Here is a 21,123-nt window from a genome sequence, read left to right as displayed (position 1 = left end):
TCGGTATCGAATAAAAGGAGGACCGATGCAGCTTCCCCGTACCCCGGTCGTCGTCGGCGGCAACCGGACGCCGTTCGCGAAGGCGGGCACCCGCTACGCGTCCGCGGGCAACACCGACCTGCTCACCGCAGCCCTCGACGGGCTCGTCGCGCGCTTCGGGCTCGCCGGCAGCGAGCTGGACGAGGTGGCGGCCGGTGCCGCGCTCAAGCACAGCAGGGACTTCAACCTGACCCGCGAGGCCGTGCTGTCGTCCGCGCTGGCCCCGACCACCCCGGCCGTCGACCTCCAGCAGGCGTGCGGCACCGGCCTGGAGGCCGTCGTGTACGTCGCCAACAAGATCTCCCTCGGGCAGGCGTCGGTCGGGATCGGCGGCGGGGTGGACTCGGCCTCCGACGCCCCGATCGCCGTCAGCGAGGGACTGCGGCGGGCACTCCTCGCAGCCAACCGCGCCCGCACCATCCCCGAGCGGCTCCGCGCGCTGGCCTCGATCCGGCCCGGCCACCTCGCGCCCGTGGCGCCGCAGGTCGTGGAGCCGCGGACGGGGCTGTCGATGGGCGAGCACCAGGCGCCGACCACGGCGGCGTGGGGCATCTCCCGGGAGGCACAGGACGAACTGGCCGCCGCGTCGCACGCCCACCTCGCCCGCGCCTGGGACACGGGCTTCTTCGACGACCTGGTCACCCCCTACCTCGGGGTGTCCCGGGACACCGTCCTGCGCCCGGACACTTCCGTGGAGAAGCTGGCCGCGCTGCGTCCGGTGTTCGGCGACACGATGACGGCCGGCAACTCCACCGCGCTCACCGACGGCGCCGCCGTGGTGCTCCTCGCCGAGCAGGAGTGGGCCCTGGCGCACGGGCTGCCGCCGCTGGCGCGGATCGTGGACGCCCAGGTGGCCGCTGTTGACCACGTCGCCGGCGACGACCTGCTGCTGGCGCCGACCCACGCCGCGGCGCGGCTGCTCGCCCGCCAGGGGATGTCGCTGCAGGACGTCGAGCTCTACGAGCTCCACGAGGCGTTCGCGTCCACCGTGCTGGCCACGCTCGCCGCCTGGGAGTCCGAGCGCTACTGCCGCGACCGGCTGGGACTCGACGCCCCGCTGGGCGCGATCGACCGCAGCCGGCTGAACGTGAACGGCTCCTCGCTGGCCGCCGGGCACCCGTTCGCCGCGACCGGCGGACGGATCGTCGCGACGCTGGCCAAGCTCCTGCACGAGCGCGGCACCGGCGCGCGCGGCCTGGTGTCGGTGTGCGCTGCCGGCGGCCAGGGCGTCGTCGCGCTGCTGGAGGCGGTGTGATGGCCGGGCTGCTGGAGCGGGCGTTCACCTCGGCACCGGGACGCGCCGTCGCCTCTCGCCTCGGGCTCGCGGAGCCCCCGGTGCTCCGTCGCGGGCCGGCCCTGCCGGACGAGCCGCTGGTGCTGGCGTCCCTGGCCGGCTCCACGCTGGTGTCGGACACGCTGGCCCTGCTCGGCGTCCGCGCGGGGGAGCCGCTGCTCGACGACGGCCCCGAGCCGCCCGCCTACCCCGGGCGCATCGGCGGCATCGTCGTCGACGCGCGAGACCTGCGTCGCATCGATCAGCTCGAGGCGCTCCGGGCGGTGCTGCGCCCCGCGTTGCGGGCGCTGGCGGCGTCCGGGCGGGTGGTGCTGGTCGCCGACGACGACGTGGACGGCCTGGAGGCGCGCGCCGTCCGCCAGGCCCTCGACGGGATCAGCCGCACCGTCGGCAAGGAACTGCGCCGCGGTGCCACCTGCAACCTGGTGTTCGTGGCCGCCGGCACCTCCGCGTCCGATCTCGCCTCGACCCTCGGCTTCCTGCTCGAGGGCCGCTCGGCCTTCGTCGACGGCCAGTCCTGGATCGTCGCCCCCCGCCTCCCCCTCTCGCCCTCCCCCACCCCCACCCCGTTCCTGCCCCCGAGTGCAACCCCCGCTGCCGGAATTCCGGCAGCGGGCGTTGCACTCGGCAGCGAACGCGGAGGGGGCGGACGGCGGGTCGACGCGCGGGGGGACGCGCGGCCGCTCGCCGGGCGCATCGTCGCGGTCACCGGGGCGGCCCGGGGGATCGGGGCGCAGATCGCGACAGTCGCAGCCGGGCAGGGCGCGACGGTGGTCTGCGTGGACATCCCGGCGGCCGGCGAGGCACTGGCCGCGCTGGCCAACCGGCTCCACGGGACCGCGCTGCAGCTCGACGTCACCGCCGCGGACGCCGGGGAGCGGATCGCCGCCCACGTGGCGTCCCGGCACGGCGGGCAGGCCCACCTGTACGGCATCGTGCACAACGCCGGCATCACCCGAGACAAGCTGCTGGTGAACACCGACGCGCAGCGCTGGGCGCAGGTGCTCTCGGTGAACCTCGAGGCCGAACTGCGGATCAACCCGGTCCTCCTCGACGGGCGCCCGGGCGGGCTGGCCGACGGCGGCCGGATCGTCGGCGTCGCCTCCACCTCCGGCATCGCGGGCAACCGGGGACAGGCCAACTACGCCGCGTCCAAGGCCGGCGTGGCGGGGCTCGTCCGCGCGCTGGCCCCCGAGCTCGCCCCGCGTGGCATCACGGTGAACGCCGTCGCGCCCGGCTTCATCGAGACCGACATGACGGCCCGCATCCCGTTCGTTCAGCGCGAGGTGTTCCGCCGGACGAACAGCCTCAGCCAGGGCGGCCTGCCGGTGGATGTGGCCGAGACGATCTGCTACTTCCTCGACCCGGACAGCGCGGGCGTCACCGGGCAGGTCGTCCGGGTCTGCGGCCAGAACCTGGTCGGCGCCTGATGGACGCCGACGTCGACCTCCTGGCCGGGATGCCGCGCCTCGGCCCGCTCTTCGCGCGCGCAGCGCTGCCGTCCCTGCACCGCGGGCCGGCCCGCCTTCCGCGGTCGACCGCCGTCGTGACCGGCGTTCGGCAGGACGTGGCTCGCCTGGCCGACTACGACCGGGTCTGCGGCTTCGGAGTGCGGGACGCCGTCCCGCCGACGTGGCTGCACGTGCTGACCTTCCCGCTCCACGTGCACCTGCTCTCCGGCCCGGAGTCCACGATCCGGCTCGCCGGCGTCGTGCACGTGTCGAACCGGATGCGCCTGCACCGTCCGGTCGCCGCCGGCGAGGTGCTGGACGTGTCGGTGCGCGCCGGCAACCTCCGCCCGCACCGGAGGGGTGCGCTGCTCGACATGGTCGGCGAGGTCCGCAGGGGCGACGAACCGGTCTGGGAGGGCGTGAGCACCTACCTGGCGCCCGGTGCCCGGGTGGCCGGTGAGCCGGACGAGGTCACCCGGCCCGCGGTCGAGCCGCGCTCCCCCATTGCCCTGTGGCGCCTGGCCGCGGGCCTGGGCCGCGACTACCGGCGCGTCTCCGGCGACCCGAACCCGATCCACACCAACGTCCTGGCGGCGCGTGCGTTCGGCTTCGCCCGTCCGATCATCCACGGGATGTGGACCCACGCACGGCTGCTCGCCGCACTCGACGCCCGCCTGCCCGCCACCTACGCGGTGGACGTGGACTTCCTGCGCCCGGTGCTGCTGCCCTCGACGGTCGGCGCCTGGTGGCAGGCGGAACGGGACGGGTGGTCCGCGGCCGTCACCAGCCGGGACGGCGCCCGCGCCCACCTGGTGGCGCGGGTGCGCACCTGAGGCTCAGAACGGCCCGTACCGGAACGCGTAGCCGACGGCGTCGGCCAGGCCCTTCGCCTGCTCGCGCACGAGGTCGTAGCGGAAGTCGATCGGATACTTCGGCCGGTACCGCTGCACCTGCTCCTCGATGGCCTCCGCGATCCCGTCCGAGCGCGTGTTGTAGCTCGAGCGCTGGACGCCGAAGCCCATGGACATCGAGTCGTCGTCCCCGCCGCCGGTCACCCCTGCGCCCGACTCCTTGAGGTACTCGGTGAACCGCAGTTCGCGGTGCGCGTCGTCCACCCGGACCCGCGCGTGGTACTCCAGCCGCGACGTCATCATGAACGCCTTCTGCTCGGCGATCACCCGGTGCATCGTGACCACGTCGCCCTTCTGGCCCCACTCGAACTGCCACGCGTCGGACAGCCTGCGCAGCTCCGACAGCGCGGTGAGCGGCCCCTGCGGCACAGGCTGCTGCGGGGCGGGCTGCGGGGGGACGGGCTGCGGCACGACCGGGGGCGCAGCGGGTTGCGGTGCCGGCTGCGGGGACGGCAGGGCCCACACCGGCGTCGGCATCGCGGACGCCGGTGCCCGGGTCGCCGGAGACGGGGTGGCGGGAGCATCGGTGGACGGTGTCCCCGGAGGCGACTCGGGTCGCTCCGGGGTGTCGGCAGCGGCAGCCGACGGGCCGGGGGCCTCGGGCGGGGGAAGGATGCGCGCGGTCGGCGCCGACTGCGCCGCCGTGGGCTGGGCCTCCGAGGCGGGCCGGGGCAGCACCGGTGCCGCAGGGCCTGCCTGATCAGGGCCGGCCTGGGCTGGGCCGGCCTGCGCAGGGACGGGCTGCGCAGGGACGGGCTGCGCGGTGACGGGCTGGGTTGCCGCGGGCTGCGCGGGAGCGGGTTGCCCCAGCGGCACCCACTGGCTACCGTCCCAGCGGTACCCGTTCACGACCTCGCCGACGGCGGGGGCTGCCGGGGCGACCGGCACCCAGCGGACGCCGTCCCAGCGGTAGCCGTTGGAGACCTCGCCGACCTGCGGTCCGAGCGGGACCCACTGCCGACCGTCCCACCGGTGGCCGTTCACGACCTGTCCGATCGCGGGGGCCTGCTGCACCGGCACCCACTGGCGGCCGTCCCAGCGGTGCCCGTTCACGACCTGCCCGATCACCGGTGCCTGCTGCGCGGGTGCCTGCTGGACGGGCGCCTGCGGCACGGTGGCCTGCGGCGGGGTCGCCGTGAGCGGCACCCACTGGCGACCGTCCCAGCGGTGCCCGTTCACGATCTGGCCCACCTGGGGCGGGAGGGGCACCCACTGGGCGCCGTTCCACTGGTGGCCGTTGACCACGTCGCCGATCCGCGGCGGCCACGGAGACTGGCTCATGCACGTAGGGTAACCACCCGCGCACCGCGGGTGCGCGGATCAGTCGGAGATCGGCTCACCCTGCGGTCGGGGCCTCAGCCGTGGAGGGCGCGCGCGAGGGCGTCCAGCTTGCCCTCGACCACCGCCAGGCGCCCGGCCAGGTCGGCCGAGACCGCCGCGGCACCCTCCTCGCCGGCCGTCCGCGCAGCACCGGCCTCCCGCCGCCGCCGGGCGAGGACGAACTTGACGTACCCGATGGCGATCGTCACCACCAGCGCGACGGCGACCACCCCGAACCGCAGCACGCTGCGGTCGCTGGTGACGGTCATGCCGACCGCGTAGACCATGGTGAAGACCCCACCCAGCAGGATTCCGTTGGAGAGCACGCCCTGGTCCTCGGGGAGGAACAGGGAGACCGCCAGCAACAGGGTGGCGCAGACCAGCAGGATGATGCCGGTGACCAGCCGCCATTGCGAGTTCCAGTCCATGCCCTCCTGGCCCGTGTAGGGCGGCTCGGGGTAGAAGGTGTTGACGCCGATGCCGACGAAGGCGACCACCACCAGCCCAAGGAAGAACGCGAAGATGATCTGAAGCGCACCGTTGGTCCTCATGACCTGACACTAGTTCGGTTCCGGCCCGGGCGCGCGCCGACCTCCCGGCCTAGGCTGGAAGTGGTCGATGTGCGGCCCCGCCGGGGGCATCGGCGGCCTCCGGCGGCGGGTGTCAGGAGGAGCCATGGATACCAGCCAGCTTTCGCGGATCGAGACCGGCAAGGGCTTCGTCGCGGCCCTGGACCAGTCCGGCGGCAGCACCCCGGGGGCGCTCGGCCGCTACGGCATCGGCCCCGAGCGGTACTCCTCGGACGCGGAGATGTTCGACCTGATCCACGCGTTCCGCACCCGGATCATCACCAGTTCCGCCTTCACCGGCGACCGCGTGCTTGCCGCGATCCTGTTCGAGCAGACGATGGACCGCCACATCGACGACGTCGGCATCCCTGACTACCTGTGGGACTACAAGCAGATCGTCCCGTTCGTGAAGGTCGACCGGGGGCTCGCCGAGGCCGCGGACGGCGTGCGGCTGATGGCGCCGATGGACGACCTCGACGACCTGCTCGAGCGCGCCACAGCGCGCCACGTCTTCGGGACGAAGATGCGCTCGCTCGTGCAGTCGGCCCACCCTGCCGGCATCGACGCGGTGCTCGACCAGCAGTTCGCCGCCGCCCGCCGCATCCTGGACGCGGGGCTGATGCCGATCATCGAGCCGGAGGTGGACATCACCGCACCCGACCGGGCCGCCTGCGAGGCCATGGTGACGGCTGGCATCATCGAGCGACTCGCCGACCTCCCGTCCGGGACCCGGGTGATGCTCAAGCTCACCATCCCGACCGAGCCGAACCTGTACCAGGAGCTCATCGCGCACCGGTCGGTGCTCCGGGTGGTCGCACTGTCGGGCGGCTACGGCCGGGACGAGGCGAACCGCCTGCTGGCGCTCAACGCCGGCCTGATCGCCAGCTTCAGCCGCGCGCTGACCGAGGGTCTTCGGGCCGACATGACCGACGCGGAGTTCGACGCGGCGCTCGCCGCCTCCATCGGTTCGATCTACACCGCATCGCTCACCTGATGCCGACCGATCGGTGGGCCGCGGCCGGTTTCGGCCACGACATAGAGTTCCGGCATGCCTGACCGTCCTGCGCCCGGGCCCTGGGCCGTCGTGGTGAACCCGTCCAAGTTCGACGACGTGGAGGAGGTCAGGGGCGACCTCGACCAGCTCTGCGACGACCGCGGCTGGCCGCGCCCCCGCTGGTACTCCACCACTGTCGAGGACCCCGGGGAGGGCCAGGCACGGGCGGCAATGACCGACGGGGCCGAACTGGTGTGCCCGCTGGGTGGGGACGGGACGGTGCGGGCGGTCGCCAGTGCCCTCGTCGGGACGGACTGCACGCTCGGCCTGCTCCCCGGCGGCACCGGCAACCTGCTGGCCCGCAACCTGCGGCTCCCGGTCGACGACCTGGCGTCCGCCCTCGACGTCGCGCTCACCGGGAAGGGGCAGCCCATCGACGTGGGCGAGGTGGCCTGGGACGACGACCCGCCTGCGGTGTTCCTGGTGATGGCCGGGATGGGCCTGGACGCGGAGATGATGGCCGGCGTCGACGACCGGCTGAAGAAGAAGGTCGGCTGGCTGGCCTACGCGATCTCGGGCGCGACGGCGCTGTTCCGGCTCGGCTTCGGCGTCCGCGTCACCGCCGAACGGCAGCGCGCCGTCAGCCAGCACGCGCGCACGGTGCTCGTCGCGAACTGCGGCGAGCTGACCGGCGGCATGCGGCTGATCCCGGACGCAGCCCTGGACGACGGCCGGCTCGACACCGTGCTGGCCTCGCCGAGGTCGATCTCCGCCTGGCTCGCGATCGGCCTGCACGTCCTCTCGGTGCGCCGCTACGGCCACCCGGCGCTCGTCCACCTCACTTCCGAGACGGTGGAGGTCGTCACCAGGGAGCCGGTCGAGGCCCAGCTGGACGGCGACGCGGTGGGCCCCCGGCGGCGCATGCGGTGCCGCGTCCGGCCCGGTGCACTGACCGTCCGGGTGGGCCCGGAGGCCCCCGTGGAGCAGAATTCGGCAGCTTCGGCGCACGGCTCGCCCGCTGAACCTGTTCCCCACTCGGGTGACAGGCGCTAGGGTTCTCCGCGTAGTCGCTGTACCGGCTCAGCTTCCCAGCCGGGAAGCGGGGTCAAAGCTCCTTCGGGAGGTGCGGGGACGACAAGCGGCTCCGGAAGTCGGGGCGCACGCACAAGAAGGAGTAATGCATGGCCACTGGCACCGTGAAGTGGTTCAACGCCGAAAAGGGCTTCGGGTTCATCGCCCCGGACGGCGGGGGCCCCGACGTCTTCGCCCACTACAGCGCGATCTCGTCCTCCGGGTTCCGTACGCTGGATGAGAACCAGAAGGTGCAGTTCGAGATCACCCAGGGCCCCAAGGGTCCCCAGGCCTCGAACATCACCCCGCTCTGACCGAAGCCAACCACGACGGCCCCCGCACTGCGCGGGGGCCGTCGTCGCATCCGGGCCCGCATCGGGCCGGTGGCACAATCGCGTCCATGGACGAGGACGTGTTCTGCCGGATCGTCGCGGGCGAGGTCGAGGCCACCGAGGTCTGGCGGGACGAGCACGTCGTCGCGTTCCTCGACCACCGGCCGGTGTTCAAGGGCCACGTGCTGGTCTGCCCCACCCGCCACGTCGCCACCCTCATCGACCTGCCGGGTGAGCTGATGGAGCCGCTGTTCACCGTGGCCCAGCGGCTCGCGTCCGCCATGGGCCCCGCGTTCGGCGCCGAGGGCACCTTCGTGGCCCTGAACAACGTCGTCAGCCAGTCGGTGCCCCACCTGCACGTGCACGTCGTCCCCCGCAGCAGGGGAGATGGGCTGCGCGGCTTCTTCTGGCCACGGACGCGCTACGCCGCCGGCGAGGAGTCCGGGTACGCCCAGCGGCTGCGGGACGCGCTGTCCTGAGGAGCCCCCGACGCTCCCGGACGGGGCCCCCAAGTCACCCGAACGGGGCCTTACCCGCGTACAGGACGCCGTGAGACGCTCGCAGTGCGTTTCCGGGAGGGGTCCTACAGAATGCACACGACGCTGCTGCGCAGGGGGTCGGCCCTGCTGGCCGGCCTCACGCTGGCGGCAGGCGTCCTCGGCGTGGCCACGCCCGCCCGAGCGGCGAGCTTCAGCGTCAGCCTCACCGCCTCCGACACCACCGTGGTGGAGTGCGAGGGCGTGAACCTGGTGGGAAAGGTGTCGCCGCGTCCGGCGAGCCACACGATCCGCGTGCAGCAGCTGATGGTCGGGCAGACCACCTGGACCACCGTCGCGACGCTCTCCACGACCAGCGCGGGCAACTACCGCACGACCGTCCGTCCCGACGGCCCCGGCGACCGGTACTACCGGGTCTACAAGCCGAGGTCCAGCACGCGGAAGGCCGGCTACTCGGCGAAGGTGCTCGTCCACGTGACCCCGCAGTCCGGCGACGTGCACGCCTGCGCGGCCTCGAGCCCGCTGGCCGGCGGCGGCACGATCGAGGTCACCGGGTCGGGCCTGGCCGCGACGACCGCGGTCACGCTCACCCCCCAGGTGCCCGACGCCCTGCGGGCGGGCGGGTTCTCCGCGATGCCGGCGCTGGCGGCCCGGTTCACCGTGGTGGACGACACCCGTGTGTCGGTGACGATGCCGGCCAACCTCGCGGGCACGAGCGTGCTGAGCCTGACCACCGGTGCGGGGGTGCTCACCACGACGGTCGAGTACAAGCGCACCTGGCGCTCGGCGACCAGCTTCGAGGCCCGGATCCTCAGCGAGATCAACAAGCGCCGCGCCAGGACGCAGACCTGCCACGGCGACGGGACGGCGAAAACCATGAAGGCGGTGCCCGCCCTCCACTGGAACGGCGGCCTGTCCGACCTGGCCCTCGCCCACAGCCGTGACCTGGCCGCCCGGCAGGACGTCTACGACGGCCTGGACCACGTCACGCACGGCACCACCGGGTTCTCCGCCCGCTTCCAGCTCGCCGGCGTGTCCGGCGCCTTCGGCGAGGTCCTCGCCCTCTCCCCGAAGGACTACACCGCCAGCCAGGTGGTGTCGCAGTGGATGAGTTCGACCACCGGCCACTGCGAGTCGGTGATGAGCAGGACCTGGACGAAGGCCGGCGTCGGTGTCGCCGGCGGCGTGTGGGACACCGGCTCCTCCCTCCAGGATTCGATCTTCAGCAACGTGGACTTCGAGAGATGACGACACAACAGATCACAGAACCCCTCTTCGGCTCCCGCTTCCTCGGCTTCGAGCAGGAGGCGGCGCAGGCCGACTACTCCCCGCGGCACCTGCGCCTCGTCGAGCCCGTCGCCGACGCCGAGCTCGTCCCTGCGCCCCAGGCGGTCGGGTCGCGGATCGCCGCCGGGCCCGCCCCGGCCCGTGGCGCCGTGGTCGAGCCCTCCGGCGCCCGGTACGCGGCAGAGCCGGCGGCGGAGCGGACGCACGTCGCCCACGCCCCGACCCGCTCCTACGGCCTGCCCGCCCCGGCGCGCGCGCACGTCGACGCCCTGCCCGGTCGCTACGCCGAGTCCCTCCCCGCGCGCCTGCTGGTCGAGCCGTCGGTCCCGGCGCCGATCGAGGCCGTTCCGGCCCTCGCCGTGGTCGCCGACCCGGAACCGGAACCCGTGGCCGAGCCCGCCCTCGTCGTCGCACCCGAGCCCGTCCTGCCCGAGCCCGTGGTCGAGGTCGTCCTGCCCGAGCCCGTGGTCGAGATCGCCCTGCCCGAGCCCGTGGTCGAGGTCGTGGGCGAGCCGTCGTCCGCCCTCGACGAGGAGTGGTTCCGCCCGGTGGCCACCCAGCCCGTCGTGGAGCAGCCGCCCGCAGAGCCGGCGTCCGAGCCGGTCGAGCCCCCGGCCGAGCCCGTCGTCGAGCAGCCTGTCGTGGCGCAGCCCGCGCCCGCCGCGGCGCCGATGGCCTGGAACGCCCACCCGGTGGCCTTCCCGAACCCCGCGGAGTACGCCCGTCGCTTCGACCTCGAAGGCCCGTCCTTCGCCGCGCCGACGGCTCCCCCGGCGGCGCCCGCCGCCCGGCCGTCGCTGTTCCGGCGCCGCGTCGACGTCTCCCGCCTGACGGTCCCGAGCCAGCGGTAGCCCGCCGACCGTCAGGCGCGGAAGCCCTGGCGGCGGTGCTCGCCGAAGGCGGTCATCCCCGCTCGCCAGGCTGCGGCGATGTCCGCACCAGGGGGAAATCGTCCGGCGAGTTCGAGTTCCACCAGCCCGTGCGCGAGCCCCCAGAGGGCGCGAGCCCGGTCCGCGTCCCCGTGGACGGCGTCCCGCAGCGGCGCGGCCGCCGCGTCCTCCACGCCCGCCGGGAGACGGTCGCGGTGGAGAGCCTGCCCGGAGATCAGCGCGTACCGGTGCGGATGTGCGAGCGCCCAGTCCCGGTAGGCGCCCGCCAGTGGCACCAGGTTCGGACCCGCCGCCGCCAGCGTGTCGGCCAGGTCGAGGAGCGCCCGCTCCTGGAGGGCGGCCTCGATGGCGGCCTTGTCCGGGAAGTGCCGGTACAGCGACGGCGCCCGGATCCCGACGGCCGTCGCGATCGCCCGCATGCTCAGCCCCGCCGGCCCCGCCTCGTCGAGCAGGGCCTGGGCGACCTCCACGATCTGGTCGCTGCGGCTCACCGGCGGGCCCTGGTGAGCAGGAAGGCCGCGATCAGCGCGAGGCTGAGCGCGCCGTCCCACCACATGGCAGCGGCGGCGCCGTCCGCGCTCGCCGACCAGGCCAGTCCGAAGGCGGTGAGGACGACCTTGTTCGCGATGACAGCGATCCAGATGCCGGCCGGAACCCGGCGTCCGCTCGCCGCGAGAACGGCGAAGATCACGGCGAAGGTGGCGAAACCCACCACGCGCCACAACTCGACGAAGCGGCTGGCCGCTGCGGACGCGACCACCTCGCCGACGCCGCCGGCCGCGGCGAGGGCCGCTGCCAGGGCGGACAGCCAGAGCAGAACCTGCGCGATCCGTGCCGGCGCGACCCGTCGTGGCGCAGGGGTGGCGAGAACGGTCATATCAACTCCTTGCTAACAGTGTTAGCACCACCTAAGCTAACGCCGTTAGCCTTCTCAAGGATTCAGGACGAAGCGTCGGGACCAGCGCGCCGGTGGGCGACCCGCCCGTCCCGGATCACCAGGCACACGGCACCGGGATCGCGCAGCGTCGCGACGTCGGTGGGGTCGCGGTCGAGGATCACGACGTCCGCGCGCGTGCCGGGCGCCAGCGGCACCCCCGCCCCCGGATCGACGAGACGAGCGCCGCCATAGGTGGCCGCACACAGCGCCACGTCCACCGGCACCCCCGCCCCGACGAGGGCGGCCACCTCGTTCAGGTTGTGCCCGTGCTGCGTGGGCAGCCCGGCGTCCGTGCCCACGGCCAGCGGGACACCCTCCTCGAGGCAGTGGCGGACCGCGCCCGGGTGGGCGGCGACCGCCGTCCGCGCCGCGGGCACCAGCGACGCCGGGAGCTCCCCGGCGAGGGCGAGCCGCAGCACGTCGGCGTAGATCCACACGGTCGGCACCACGAAGATTCCCGCCGCGGCGGCGCGACGCGCCTGCGCCGCGGTGAGGTGGACGGCGTGCTCGATGCTCGCGACGCCGTCCTCGACCGCCCAGTCGATCGCCGGCCCGCCCCACGCGTGCACCATCACCGGCAGCGCGGCCCGCGCGGCCTCCCCCGCGATCGCCGCGAACTCGGCGCGGTCGAACACCGGCTCGCACTGCGCGGTGCCCGCGCCGACGCCACCGGTCGCCGCGACCTTGATCCACGCGGCGCCGGCCTCGGCCAGGGCGGCCACCCGCCGGCGGAGGTACGCGGCGCCACGCGCGTCCCCGGGGCCGATGATGTCGATCGAGGGGACCACCCGCGGTCCGGGTTCGCCATCGACGAGCCGGGCCAGCGCGGGGTCGTAGCCGCCGGCGTCCCGCGCGGTGGTCACCCCGGCGGCGAGCGTCGCCAACCGGTTCCGGGAGGTTGCGGCGGCCCGCTCGGCCAGCGCGGTGTCGGGGTGGTCGAAGTCGCTCCACGCCAGGTGGGTGTGCGCGTCGACGAAGCCGGGGGTCACCCAGGCCCCGGTCACGTCCACCACCGGCAGGGACGCGGCGGCGTCCGGCGCGGCGACCACCGGGCCGTCGATCCGCACCACGCCCGCGCGGAAGACGCCGTCCGCGCCCAGCACCAGGCCTCCGCCGAGACCGCCGACGGGCTCCCCGACGGCCGGCAGTTCGGCCACGTTCACGGCGCGCGCTCCGGCAGCCGGGGCACCGCCTGCAGCAGGCGGCGGCTGTACGGGTCGGACGGATGGGTGAAGAACCGCGCCGCGGGTGCGTGCTCGACGATCCGGCCCTCGCGCAGGACGGCGACGTCGTCGCAGGCGGCGTGGATCACCGACAGGTCGTGCGAGATCAGCAGCACGCCCAGCCCGACCCGCGCCGAGAGCCCCGCCAGGACGTCGAGGACGGTGCGCTGCACGGTGACGTCGAGGGCGCTGGTGGGCTCGTCGGCCACCAGGATGCGCGGCTCGACGGCCAGCGCCCGGGCGATCGCCACCCGCTGCCGCTGGCCGCCGGACAGCTGGCGCGGGTAGCGGCCGAGCGTGTCCACCTCGAGCCCCACCAGCCCCATCAGCTCCGCGCAGCGGGCCCGCCGCCACGCCCCCGCGTCTGGCCCGCCGGCGGTGTCGGAGGCGGTGCGCCGTTCCGCGAGCCGGTGGACGCGAAGCAGTTCGTCGAGCACGCGGCCGACGGTGAGCAGCGGGTTCAGCGAGGCGTACGGGTCCTGCTGCACCAGCTGGACGGCCCGACGCTCCGTCCGGCTCCGGCGACGGGCGAGCGGCGTCCCGTCGAGGTGCACGGTGCCCCCGGCGAGCCCGACCGTGCCGACCACGGCGCGCGCCAGCGTGGTCTTCCCCGAGCCGGACTCCCCGACCAGCCCGACGATGGTCCCGGGGCGCACCTGCAGCGACACGTCGTCGACGACCCGCCGGCCGGCGTAGGCCACGCTCACCCCGGTGAGCTCCAGCCCGTCAGCCATCGCGACCCCCGGCGAGCGCGGGAAGGGGGAGGACGGCGTCCAGCAGGCGCCGGGTGTAGGGGTGGTGCGGCCGGGCCACCACGTCCCGCGTGTCGCCCGCCTCGACCACCTCGCCGTCGCGCAGCACCACCACCCGGTCGCACAGCTGGGCGACCACGGCGAGGTCGTGGCTGACGAACACCAGCGACAGCCCCCGCTCGGCGCGCAGCGACGCGAGCAGGTCGAGCACCTCCCGCTGCACGGTGACGTCGAGGGCCGTGGTGGGCTCGTCGCACAACAGCAGGTCGGGCTCCTGCGCCAGGGCGAGGGCGAGCAGGACGCGCTGGCGCTGCCCTCCGGAGAGCTGGTGGGGGTAGCGGCGGGCGAGCACCGCGCGGTCGTCCAGCCGGACGTCGGCGAACAGTTCGAGCGCCCGGACGCGGGACGCCCGCCGGGAGAGGCCGGCGACCACCCGGCACACCTCGGCGACCTGGTCGCCGACCCGCACCAGCGGGTCGAGGAAGGTGAGCGGGTCCTGGAAGATCATCGCGGCCCGGCCGTCCACCTCGACCGTCCCCCCGGTCACGCGCAGGCCGCGGGGCAGCAGGCCCATCACCGCGCGCAGCGTGAGGCTCTTGCCCGAGCCGGACTCCCCCACCAGCCCGACGGCCTCCCCCTGCCCGACGGCCAGGCTCACGCCGTGCAGCAGCTCGGACTCCCCCGCCACGCGCAGGCCCTCGATCCTCATCGCAGCCTCCACACGTCGGCCAGGCCGTCCCCGGTGAGCGACAGCCCGACCCCGGTGAGCACCACCGCCAGCCCGGGCAGGGTCGGCACCCACCAGCGCGTGGTCAGGAAGAGCTGCCCGTCGCTGATCATCGTCCCCCAGTCGGGCGTGGGCGGCTGGACGCCGAGGCCGAGGTAGCCCAGGGTCACCACGGCCACCATGATCAGCAGGATCTCGGTCATCAGCAGCACCACGGCCAGCGGCGCCACGTTGGGCAGCAGGTGGCCGAAGAGGACGCGGCCGTGCGACAGCCCGCCGCCGCGGGCGGCCTGGACCCACCCCTCGCCGCACAGCGTGCGGGTGCGTGCGCGGATCACGCGGGCGTAGGTGATCCAGCCCACGAGGGCGTAGGCCAGGTAGATGCCCCGCTCCCCCGCACCGGCGGCGAACACCACCGTGATCACGAGCACGTAGAACGGGAAGGCGACGAAGGTGTCGACCACGCGCCCGATCAGCCAGTCGCCCCAGCCACCCACGTAGCCGCTGACCAGCCCGATGGTGACCCCGACAACCAGGGGCACCAGCGCGGCGAGCACGGCGATCCGCAGGTCGGTGGCCGCCGCGGCCATCACCCGCGAGAGGATGTCGCGGCCGAGCTGGTCGGTGCCGAACCAGTGGGCGGCCGACGGCGGGGCCAGCCCGTTGCCGAGGTCCTGGGTCGCGGGGTCGTACGGCGCGATCACCGGGGCGAGGACCGCCACCACGCCCACCACCACGAGGATCGCCGTCCCCGCGACGAGGGCGGGCGTCCGGCGGGCGCGGCGCAGCCACCGCACGGACGGGCGGACGGCGGCGGTCGTGGTGCTCATGCCGTGCGCACCCTCGGGTCGAGCAGGGCGACGAGCCCGTCGGTCAGCAGCGAGACGCCGACGACGGCCAGCGCCAGCACCAGGGCGATGCCCTGCACGACCGGGAAGTCGCGGGAGCTGATCGAGGAGAACAGCAGCGCACCCAGCCCGTTCAGGGCGAAGACCTTCTCGACCACCAGCGTGCCGCCGATCAGGTAGGCGACGTTGAGCCCCAGCAGCGACACGGTCGGGACGGCGGCGTTGCGCAGCACGTGGGCCTGCACCCGCCAGGACGGCAGCCGCGCGGCGCGCAGCGTGACCACGAAGTCGGCGTCGAGCACCTCGACGAGTTGTTCGCGAAGCGCGCGGACCAGCGGCGGCGCCATGCCCAGCGCGACGGTCAGCGCCGGCAGCACCAGGCTGCGCAGCGGCTCGCCCGGCCCCGTCCCGACCCCGCCCACCGGCAGCCAGCGCAGCTGGACGCCGAACAGCAGGATGAGGATCAGGCCCACCCAGAAGGCCGGCATCGCCATGCCGACGGTCGGGACGATGCGCACCAGGTGGTCCAGGACCCCGTCCTTGTGGGTGGCGGCGAGCAGGGCGAGAGGCACCACGATCAGCACCGTGAACACGACGCTCAGCAGCACGAGCAGCGCGGTGAGGCCCGCGCGCGAGCCGACGAGGCCGAGAACGGGCTGCGACGTCACCAGCGACGTGCCGACGTCACCGCGGGTGAACACGCCCACCAGCCAGTCCGAGAGCTGCTGGGCCAGGGGCAGGTCGAGGCCCAGGCGGTGCCGCAGCGCCTCGATGGACGCGGTCGTCGCGCGCTCGCCGAGGATCATCGCCGCCGGGTCGCCCGGCACGATCCGCAGCAGGAAGAAGACGCACAACACCACGCCGACCACCACCGGGACGACGGAGAGCAACGAGCGCCCCACCCAACGCATGGGCTGATTCTCCCCGCCGCGGGCCGGGCTTGGCGAACGCTAGGGCGCGAGCCAGACGTCCTGGAACAGGACACTGCCGTTGATGCGCGGCGTGAGCCCGTGGACGGACGCCAGCGACGCCACCACGTTCTTGGTGTTGTAGAGCGGGATGTAGGGCACGTCGTCGGCCAGGATCTGCTGGATCTCCGCGTAGATCCGCGCCCGCTCCTCGCCGTCGGGCGTGGCGCGTCCCTGCGCGGCCAGGGCGGTGACCCGGTCGTTGGTGTAGTGCGTCCAGTACGACTTGCTGAACCCCTCCGGATCGGTTTGGAAGGCGATCAGCCCGTCGGGGTCGGGCGCGTCGCTCTGCCCGGAGTTGATCATCGCGTCGAACTTGTAGGCGAAGAAACGCTCGCGGAAGTCGTTGAGCTCGACCGACTCGATCTTCAGGGTGATCCCCAGCGGCTTGACCGCCTCCTGGATGATCTGGGCCTCCTGCGTTCGCACCGAGTTTCCGGAGGCGATCAGCAGGGTCGCGGTGAACCCCTGCGGGAAGGCGGAGGCGGCCAGTTCCTCCTTCGCCGCGGCAGGGTCGTTGTCGAGGGCCTTCACGTCGGCGGCGTACTGGATGGTCGGCGGGATCAGGGTCTTCACCGTCTGGGCCGCGCCGAAGGTGACGGCCTGCGTGAGGGCGTCCCGGTCGAGCGAGAGGGCGATCGCACGGCGGACGTGGCGGTCGGCGAAGTAGGCGTTCTGGGTGTTGAAGAACACCTGCTCGACCTCCCAGGAGCCCAGCTCGGAGACGGTCACGTTCGGGTCGGCCTTGAGGGGGGCGATGGTGGCGGGCGCCACGTTCTCGATGCCGGAGAGCTGCCCCGCCTGGAGCTGCTGGATGCGCTGGGTGTCGTCGGCGACCACCTTGTAGACCAGGGTGTCGGCGTACGGCTTGCCCTGCTGCCAGTAGTGGGGGTTGGCACGGAAGGTGGTGTCACCGCTGGGGTCCCAGGACTCGACGACCCACGGGCCGGTGCCGACCGGCGCGGCGAAGAACTCCTTCTCGCTGCGGCCGCCGAAGCCGGCGGGGAAGATCCCGTTGGAGAACCCCGACAGCTCGGAAAGGAACGGGGTGTAGGCGCTCTTCAGCGAGATCGTCAGCGTCCGGTCGTCGGTGGCGGTGATGCCCGCGATCGGCGCCTGCAGGGGCAGAGGCCCCTCCACCTCGAGGTGGCGCTCCAGGGAGAACTTCGCGTCCCTGGCGGTCACGGGGGTGCCGTCGGAGAACTGGAGACCCTCGCGGAGGGTGAAGGCGTAGGTGAGCTGGTCGGAGCTCACGTCCCACTTCTCGGCCAGCCAGGGGACGATCTTCCCGGTCGTGTCGAAGGAGACCAGCGGCTCGAACACCTTGTCGATGGCGAAGGCGTTGTTGGCGGTGATCTGGTTGTTCAGGTCGAACGAGGTGACGGCCGCGGCGCGCCCGTAGGTGATCGTCCCACCGCGCTGCGGTGTCGCGGGCGCCGACGTCGAGGCCCCGGGGGTGGTGGCGGACGGGGCGGCGGCGCAGGCCGACAGCGCGAGGACGGCGAGCGCTGCGGCGAGGCGGGAGGTGAGGCGGGTCAGGGTCATGGCGGTCGTGCTCCTGTGCGGTGGTGCGGGCGGGGCTGCGGGTCTGGCGAGCGCCAGGGAGGGGCGGGTGAGCGGGGCGGACACCGCGAGGGCGTCCTCGTCGTCGGGCTCGGTCAGCACCAACACCGACAGCAGGCACCGCAGGGGGCCGGCATTCGGCCACGCATCCGGTCGCTGTGCATGCGCGAAGGATACCGGACGGGTTCCAGGGTGGCGCCACCCCGCGTCCGCCGTACGGCCCGCGGGTGCCCGGGGTGGTATCGACGCGCCCGGACCGCCGGTCTAGCGTGGAGGGCGACCCCGTGGAGGAGGAGGCAGGCGCATGGCCGGGGTGGATCCACACATCGAGAACCTGGAGGCCTGGGTGAGCGCAGGGGTGCGCTCGAACGTCCCGATGGCCGAACTGCACACAGTGTTCGACCACGCCTTCTCGTCGGTGGCCGCTGCCGCTGCGGGAGCGGGCGCGGTCCTGGTGGGGCCGGCCTACGCCGAGTACTTCGGGATGCCGACCGACGTCGTGGACGTCGAGATCGGCTTCGGGGTGGACCGCGTCGTCGAGGTCCCCGGGGTGACCGTGACGCAGCGTCCGGCCATGGCGGCGGCGGTCGGCACCCATGTCGGGCCGTACGACACGCTCTCGGACAGCTACGCCGAGCTGATGCCCTGGCTGGAGGAGCAGCAGGTGGAACTCACCGGCTCGATGTTCGAGTTCTACCTCAGCGAACCGGACGAGGATCCGGCCACCACGGTGACGCGCCTGGTGTTCCCGCTGGCGTGAGCGCCCGTCGTTCCCGCGCACGGGCAGGCTAGGGTGCCACCCGAGGAGGGCGGATGAGCGCTGGAGGTGCACCGGCGTACCTGGCCGGGCTGCTGCTGGCCGGACGGCCGGTCGTGGCCGTGGGCGGTGGCGGCGTCCACCGGCGTCGCGTCCCTGTGCTGCTGGCCGCGGGCGCGGTGGTCACCGTCGTGGCACCGCAGCTGCACCCCGACCTCGCCGCGCTGGCCGATGCCGGGACCGTCCGCTGGGTGGCGCGTGCGTTCGAGCCGTCCGACCTGGACGGCGCCTGGTACGTGCTGGCCGCCACGGACTCCCCCGAGGTCAACGCCGCCGTGGCCGCGGCCGCGGAGGCCCGCCACACGTTCTGCGTCCGTGCGGATGCCGGCGGGCTCGGCTCGGCCTGGACGCCGGCGACCGGCACCGTCGGCGACGCCACGATCGGCGTGCTCACCGCCCACGACCCGCTGCGGGCGCGGGCGCTGCGCGACCGGCTGCTCGACCTGCTCGGGGACGCCGGGTGAGCGGGCCCACCCCCGGTGAGGTGGTGCTGGTCGGAGGTGGCCCCGGCGACCCGGACCTGATCACCGTCGGCGGCCTGCGGGCGCTGCGCGAGGCCGACGTGGTGCTCTACGACCACCTCGCACCGCTGGCGTGCCTGGAGGAGACCAAACCCGGGGCGCTGCTCGTGGACGTGGCAAAGATCCCCCGGGGGCGCCAGACTTCGCAGGCGGAGATCAACGCACTGCTGGTGCGCCACGCCGCTGCCGGGTCGATGGTCGTGCGCCTGAAGGGCGGCGACCCGTTCGTGCTGGGCCGCGGCTCGGAGGAGTGGCTGGCGTGCGCCGAGGCCGGCATCCCGGTCCGCGTGGTCCCCGGGGTGACCTCGGCGGTGGCGGGCCCGGAACTGGCCGGCATCCCGCTCACCCACCGCGGGCTCAGCCAGGGCTTCGCCGTGGTGTCGGGGCACGTCGGGCCCGGCGACCCCGCGTCCACCGTGAACTGGGACGCGCTCGCCGCCGGCGGCGGGACGATCGTCGTGCTGATGGGCGTGAAGCAGCTCCCCGCGATCTGCGCGGGGCTGGTGGAGCGCGGGCTCGACCCGTCCACGCCGGCCGCGGTGGTGGCCCAGGCGGCGAGCCCCCGGCAGCGGGTGATCCGCGGCACCGTGTCCGACCTGCCGTCGCTGGCCGCGTCCGCAGGGGTGGAGCCACCGGCCCTCACCGTGATCGGGGCGGTCGTGGGCCTCGACCTGCGCTGAGTCGCGTCAGCCGGTGGTGGCGATGGCCTCGGCGAGGATCTCCAGCCCCCGGTCGAGTTCGGCGTCGGTGACCGTGAGCGGCGGCGCGATCCGGAACACCCCGCCCATCCCCTCGCGCTGCACGATGTTCATCGACAGGCCGAGCTCGAGGCAGCGATCGGTGATCCGGGCCCCCCTGGCGTGGTCGGCGTCCATGGTGTCGCGGTCGGTGACGACCTCGAGGCCGAGCAGGAGCCCGCGTCCACGGACGTCGCCGACGCACTCGTGGGCGTCCATCAGCGCGGTCAGCCCGGCCTTGAGGCGGGCGCCGGCCTCCGCGGCACGGGCGACGAGGCCGTCGCGGACGATGATCTCGATGACCTTCGCACCGACCGCCGCCGGGAGCGGGTCGGAGACGTGGGTGGTGTAGAAGAGGTAGCCGCGCTCGTGGGCGCGTTCCTCCAGCTCGGCCGAGGTGAGGACGGCCGCGAGCGGCAGTCCGGCGCCGAGGGTCTTGCTGAGCGTGAGGATGTCGGGCACGACGCCGTCCCGCTCGAAGGCGAACATGGTGCCGGTGCGGCCCATGCCGGTCTGGGCCTCGTCGAGGATCAGCAGCATGCCGCGGCGCCGGCAGTGCTCGGCGAGCGCCGCCAGGTAGCCCTCGGGCAGCTCGAGCATGCCGCCGGTGCTCAGGATCGGCTCGGCGATGAACGCGGCGAGGCTGCCGGTGGACTGCCGGTCGACCAGGGCGAACCCGTAGTCGAGCTCGGCGCGCCAGTCGTAGCCGTCCGGACGGCGGAAGGGGCCGCGTAGGAGGTCCGGTGCCGGGATGGCGAGATGGCCGACGCCCTGCGGGCCGTACCCCTGGCGTCCGAAGGCGTAGGTGCTCGCGGCAGCCCCGCCGGTGACGCCGTGCCAGCTCTGCGCGAAGGCGACCACCTCGTGGCGCCCGGTCACCAGGCGGGCCAGCCGCAGGGCGGCCTCGTTGGACTCCGCGCCCGTGCTGAGCAGCATCACCCGGTCCAGCGGCGGCGGGGCGAGGTCGGTGAGCGCCTCCGCCAGGCGCAGGACGGGCTCGGACAGCATGCCCGAGTAGAGGTGGTCGAGCTCGGCGGCCGCCGCGGCCACCACCTCGACGATCTCGGGGTGGCTGTGGCCGAGGATCGAGCTGAGCTGCCCCGAGGTGAAGTCGAGCACCGCCCGTCCGTCTGCTGCGTAGAGGTAGCTGCCCGCCGCGCGCGCCGGCACGAAGTCGGAGAAATGGCCGCCGTAGCGGATCAGCCGCTCGGCCCGCGGGTCCGGATGCATGCCCGATTCCTACCATTCCCCGGGCAGGCACGGACGGGTGTCCGGCGCTCACCGCGCCGGGATCGCCACCCTTCCTCCGGGGCCGCGGTCGGGCCTCGCTGCGCCCCCGTTCCCGGTTTCTTGTGCGGGCGGCCCTGATGCTAGG

General features: G+C 74.0%; 23 protein-coding genes. 12 read left to right on the top strand and 11 right to left on the bottom strand.

The features are described from left to right. Window positions 1–25 precede the first annotated feature (25 nt). From ACFQQJ_RS15025 to ACFQQJ_RS15015, 3 genes are read left to right on the top strand one after another with little or no spacing between them, the layout of a single operon-like run. On the top strand, window positions 26–1,294 hold the full coding sequence (locus ACFQQJ_RS15025) for an acetyl-CoA C-acetyltransferase (RefSeq protein ID WP_377107695.1): 1,269 nt from the start codon (window positions 26–28) through the stop codon (window positions 1,292–1,294). Further along, window positions 1,294–2,763 (top strand): SDR family oxidoreductase, encoded by a 1,470-nt coding sequence (locus ACFQQJ_RS15020; protein ID WP_377107693.1) that lies wholly within the window; start codon window positions 1,294–1,296, stop codon window positions 2,761–2,763. Before ACFQQJ_RS15025 ends, ACFQQJ_RS15020 begins: the two co-directional genes overlap by 1 nt. Next, entirely contained in the window at window positions 2,763–3,617 is an 855-nt protein-coding gene (locus ACFQQJ_RS15015; RefSeq protein WP_377107691.1) for a MaoC/PaaZ C-terminal domain-containing protein, read from the top strand. The genes ACFQQJ_RS15020 and ACFQQJ_RS15015 overlap by 1 nt, the downstream gene beginning before the upstream one ends. Window positions 3,618–3,620: 3 nt before the next feature. Here ACFQQJ_RS15015 and ACFQQJ_RS15010 read toward each other — a convergent pair whose 3' ends face one another. Both ACFQQJ_RS15010 and ACFQQJ_RS15005 read right to left on the bottom strand, forming a co-directional pair. Further along, a complete protein-coding gene (locus ACFQQJ_RS15010) occupies window positions 3,621–4,976 on the bottom strand; it encodes a hypothetical protein (protein ID WP_377107689.1) in 1,356 nt (451 codons plus the stop codon). 74 nt (window positions 4,977–5,050) lie between these two features. Beyond that, on the bottom strand, window positions 5,051–5,566 hold the full coding sequence (locus ACFQQJ_RS15005) for a hypothetical protein (RefSeq protein WP_377107687.1): 516 nt from the start codon (window positions 5,564–5,566) through the stop codon (window positions 5,051–5,053). Between the two features lie 124 nt (window positions 5,567–5,690). On the opposite strand from ACFQQJ_RS15005, the gene ACFQQJ_RS15000 reads away from it, so the two are divergent. The 6 genes from ACFQQJ_RS15000 to ACFQQJ_RS14975 all read left to right on the top strand — a co-directional run bounded on the left by ACFQQJ_RS15000 (window position 5,691) and on the right by ACFQQJ_RS14975 (window position 10,616). After that, window positions 5,691–6,578 carry a fructose bisphosphate aldolase gene (locus ACFQQJ_RS15000; protein WP_377107685.1) on the top strand — a complete coding sequence of 296 codons (888 nt, stop codon included), beginning with the start codon at window positions 5,691–5,693 and terminating at the stop codon, window positions 6,576–6,578. Between the two features lie 54 nt (window positions 6,579–6,632). Then, window positions 6,633–7,631, top strand: coding sequence for a diacylglycerol/lipid kinase family protein (locus ACFQQJ_RS14995; RefSeq protein WP_377107684.1), 999 nt, complete (start codon window positions 6,633–6,635; stop codon window positions 7,629–7,631). 128 nt (window positions 7,632–7,759) lie between these two features. Continuing rightward, window positions 7,760–7,963: a cold-shock protein gene (locus ACFQQJ_RS14990; RefSeq protein WP_300151278.1), complete on the top strand. Its 204-nt coding sequence runs from the start codon at window positions 7,760–7,762 to the stop codon at window positions 7,961–7,963. Window positions 7,964–8,049: 86 nt separating this feature from the next. Next, window positions 8,050–8,460, top strand: a complete 411-nt coding sequence (locus ACFQQJ_RS14985; protein ID WP_377107682.1) for an HIT family protein — start codon at window positions 8,050–8,052, stop codon at window positions 8,458–8,460. Window positions 8,461–8,571: 111 nt separating this feature from the next. After that, window positions 8,572–9,726 (top strand): CAP domain-containing protein, encoded by a 1,155-nt coding sequence (locus tag ACFQQJ_RS14980; protein ID WP_377107680.1) that lies wholly within the window; start codon window positions 8,572–8,574, stop codon window positions 9,724–9,726. After that, complete coding sequence (locus ACFQQJ_RS14975) at window positions 9,723–10,616, top strand: hypothetical protein (protein ID WP_377107678.1); 894 nt, start codon at window positions 9,723–9,725, stop codon at window positions 10,614–10,616. The genes ACFQQJ_RS14980 and ACFQQJ_RS14975 overlap by 4 nt, the downstream gene beginning before the upstream one ends. Before the next feature lie 11 nt (window positions 10,617–10,627). Here the strand turns inward: ACFQQJ_RS14975 and ACFQQJ_RS14970 are convergent, their stop codons facing one another. The 8 genes from ACFQQJ_RS14970 to ACFQQJ_RS14935 form a co-directional block, all read right to left on the bottom strand. Further along, window positions 10,628–11,146 (bottom strand): TetR/AcrR family transcriptional regulator, encoded by a 519-nt coding sequence (locus ACFQQJ_RS14970; protein WP_377107676.1) that lies wholly within the window; start codon window positions 11,144–11,146, stop codon window positions 10,628–10,630. Further along, entirely contained in the window at window positions 11,143–11,532 is a 390-nt protein-coding gene (locus ACFQQJ_RS14965; RefSeq protein ID WP_377107674.1) for a hypothetical protein, read from the bottom strand. The genes ACFQQJ_RS14970 and ACFQQJ_RS14965 overlap by 4 nt, the downstream gene beginning before the upstream one ends. A 62-nt stretch (window positions 11,533–11,594) precedes the next feature. Further along, a complete protein-coding gene (locus ACFQQJ_RS14960; RefSeq protein WP_377107672.1) occupies window positions 11,595–12,755 on the bottom strand; it encodes an amidohydrolase family protein in 1,161 nt (386 codons plus the stop codon). Next, on the bottom strand, window positions 12,752–13,549 hold the full coding sequence (locus ACFQQJ_RS14955; protein ID WP_377107670.1) for an ABC transporter ATP-binding protein: 798 nt from the start codon (window positions 13,547–13,549) through the stop codon (window positions 12,752–12,754). The genes ACFQQJ_RS14960 and ACFQQJ_RS14955 overlap by 4 nt, the downstream gene beginning before the upstream one ends. Further along, window positions 13,542–14,276 (bottom strand): ABC transporter ATP-binding protein, encoded by a 735-nt coding sequence (locus tag ACFQQJ_RS14950; protein ID WP_377107668.1) that lies wholly within the window; start codon window positions 14,274–14,276, stop codon window positions 13,542–13,544. Before ACFQQJ_RS14950 ends, ACFQQJ_RS14955 begins: the two co-directional genes overlap by 8 nt. Continuing rightward, window positions 14,273–15,124, bottom strand: a complete 852-nt coding sequence (locus tag ACFQQJ_RS14945; protein WP_377107667.1) for an ABC transporter permease — start codon at window positions 15,122–15,124, stop codon at window positions 14,273–14,275. Before ACFQQJ_RS14945 ends, ACFQQJ_RS14950 begins: the two co-directional genes overlap by 4 nt. Further along, window positions 15,121–16,053, bottom strand: coding sequence for an ABC transporter permease (locus ACFQQJ_RS14940; protein WP_377107665.1), 933 nt, complete (start codon window positions 16,051–16,053; stop codon window positions 15,121–15,123). The genes ACFQQJ_RS14945 and ACFQQJ_RS14940 overlap by 4 nt, the downstream gene beginning before the upstream one ends. Window positions 16,054–16,092: 39 nt before the next feature. Beyond that, window positions 16,093–17,655 carry an ABC transporter substrate-binding protein gene (locus tag ACFQQJ_RS14935; RefSeq protein ID WP_377107664.1) on the bottom strand — a complete coding sequence of 521 codons (1,563 nt, stop codon included), beginning with the start codon at window positions 17,653–17,655 and terminating at the stop codon, window positions 16,093–16,095. 322 nt (window positions 17,656–17,977) lie between these two features. Between ACFQQJ_RS14935 and ACFQQJ_RS14930 the strand changes: the two genes are divergently transcribed. Genes ACFQQJ_RS14930 through cobA form a run of 3 tightly spaced genes read left to right on the top strand, consistent with a single transcriptional unit; the run spans window position 17,978 to window position 19,691 of the window. Beyond that, entirely contained in the window at window positions 17,978–18,433 is a 456-nt protein-coding gene (locus ACFQQJ_RS14930) for a GyrI-like domain-containing protein (protein ID WP_377107663.1), read from the top strand. A gap of 53 nt (window positions 18,434–18,486) precedes the next feature. After that, on the top strand, window positions 18,487–18,954 hold the full coding sequence (locus ACFQQJ_RS14925; protein WP_377107661.1) for an NAD(P)-dependent oxidoreductase: 468 nt from the start codon (window positions 18,487–18,489) through the stop codon (window positions 18,952–18,954). Beyond that, on the top strand, window positions 18,951–19,691 hold the full coding sequence (gene cobA, locus ACFQQJ_RS14920; RefSeq protein WP_377107659.1) for a uroporphyrinogen-III C-methyltransferase: 741 nt from the start codon (window positions 18,951–18,953) through the stop codon (window positions 19,689–19,691). The genes ACFQQJ_RS14925 and cobA overlap by 4 nt, the downstream gene beginning before the upstream one ends. Before the next feature lie 6 nt (window positions 19,692–19,697). Here cobA and ACFQQJ_RS14915 read toward each other — a convergent pair whose 3' ends face one another. Continuing rightward, window positions 19,698–20,978, bottom strand: a complete 1,281-nt coding sequence (locus tag ACFQQJ_RS14915) for an aspartate aminotransferase family protein (RefSeq protein ID WP_377107657.1) — start codon at window positions 20,976–20,978, stop codon at window positions 19,698–19,700. Between the last annotated feature and the right edge of the window lie 145 nt (window positions 20,979–21,123).

It is taken from the genome of Propionicimonas sp. T2.31MG-18, assembly GCF_964266745.1.
Lineage (GTDB): Bacteria > Actinomycetota > Actinomycetes > Propionibacteriales > Propionibacteriaceae > Propionicimonas.
Note: the sequence above shows the minus strand (reverse complement) of the source record. Positions and strands in the feature narration are given on the sequence as shown.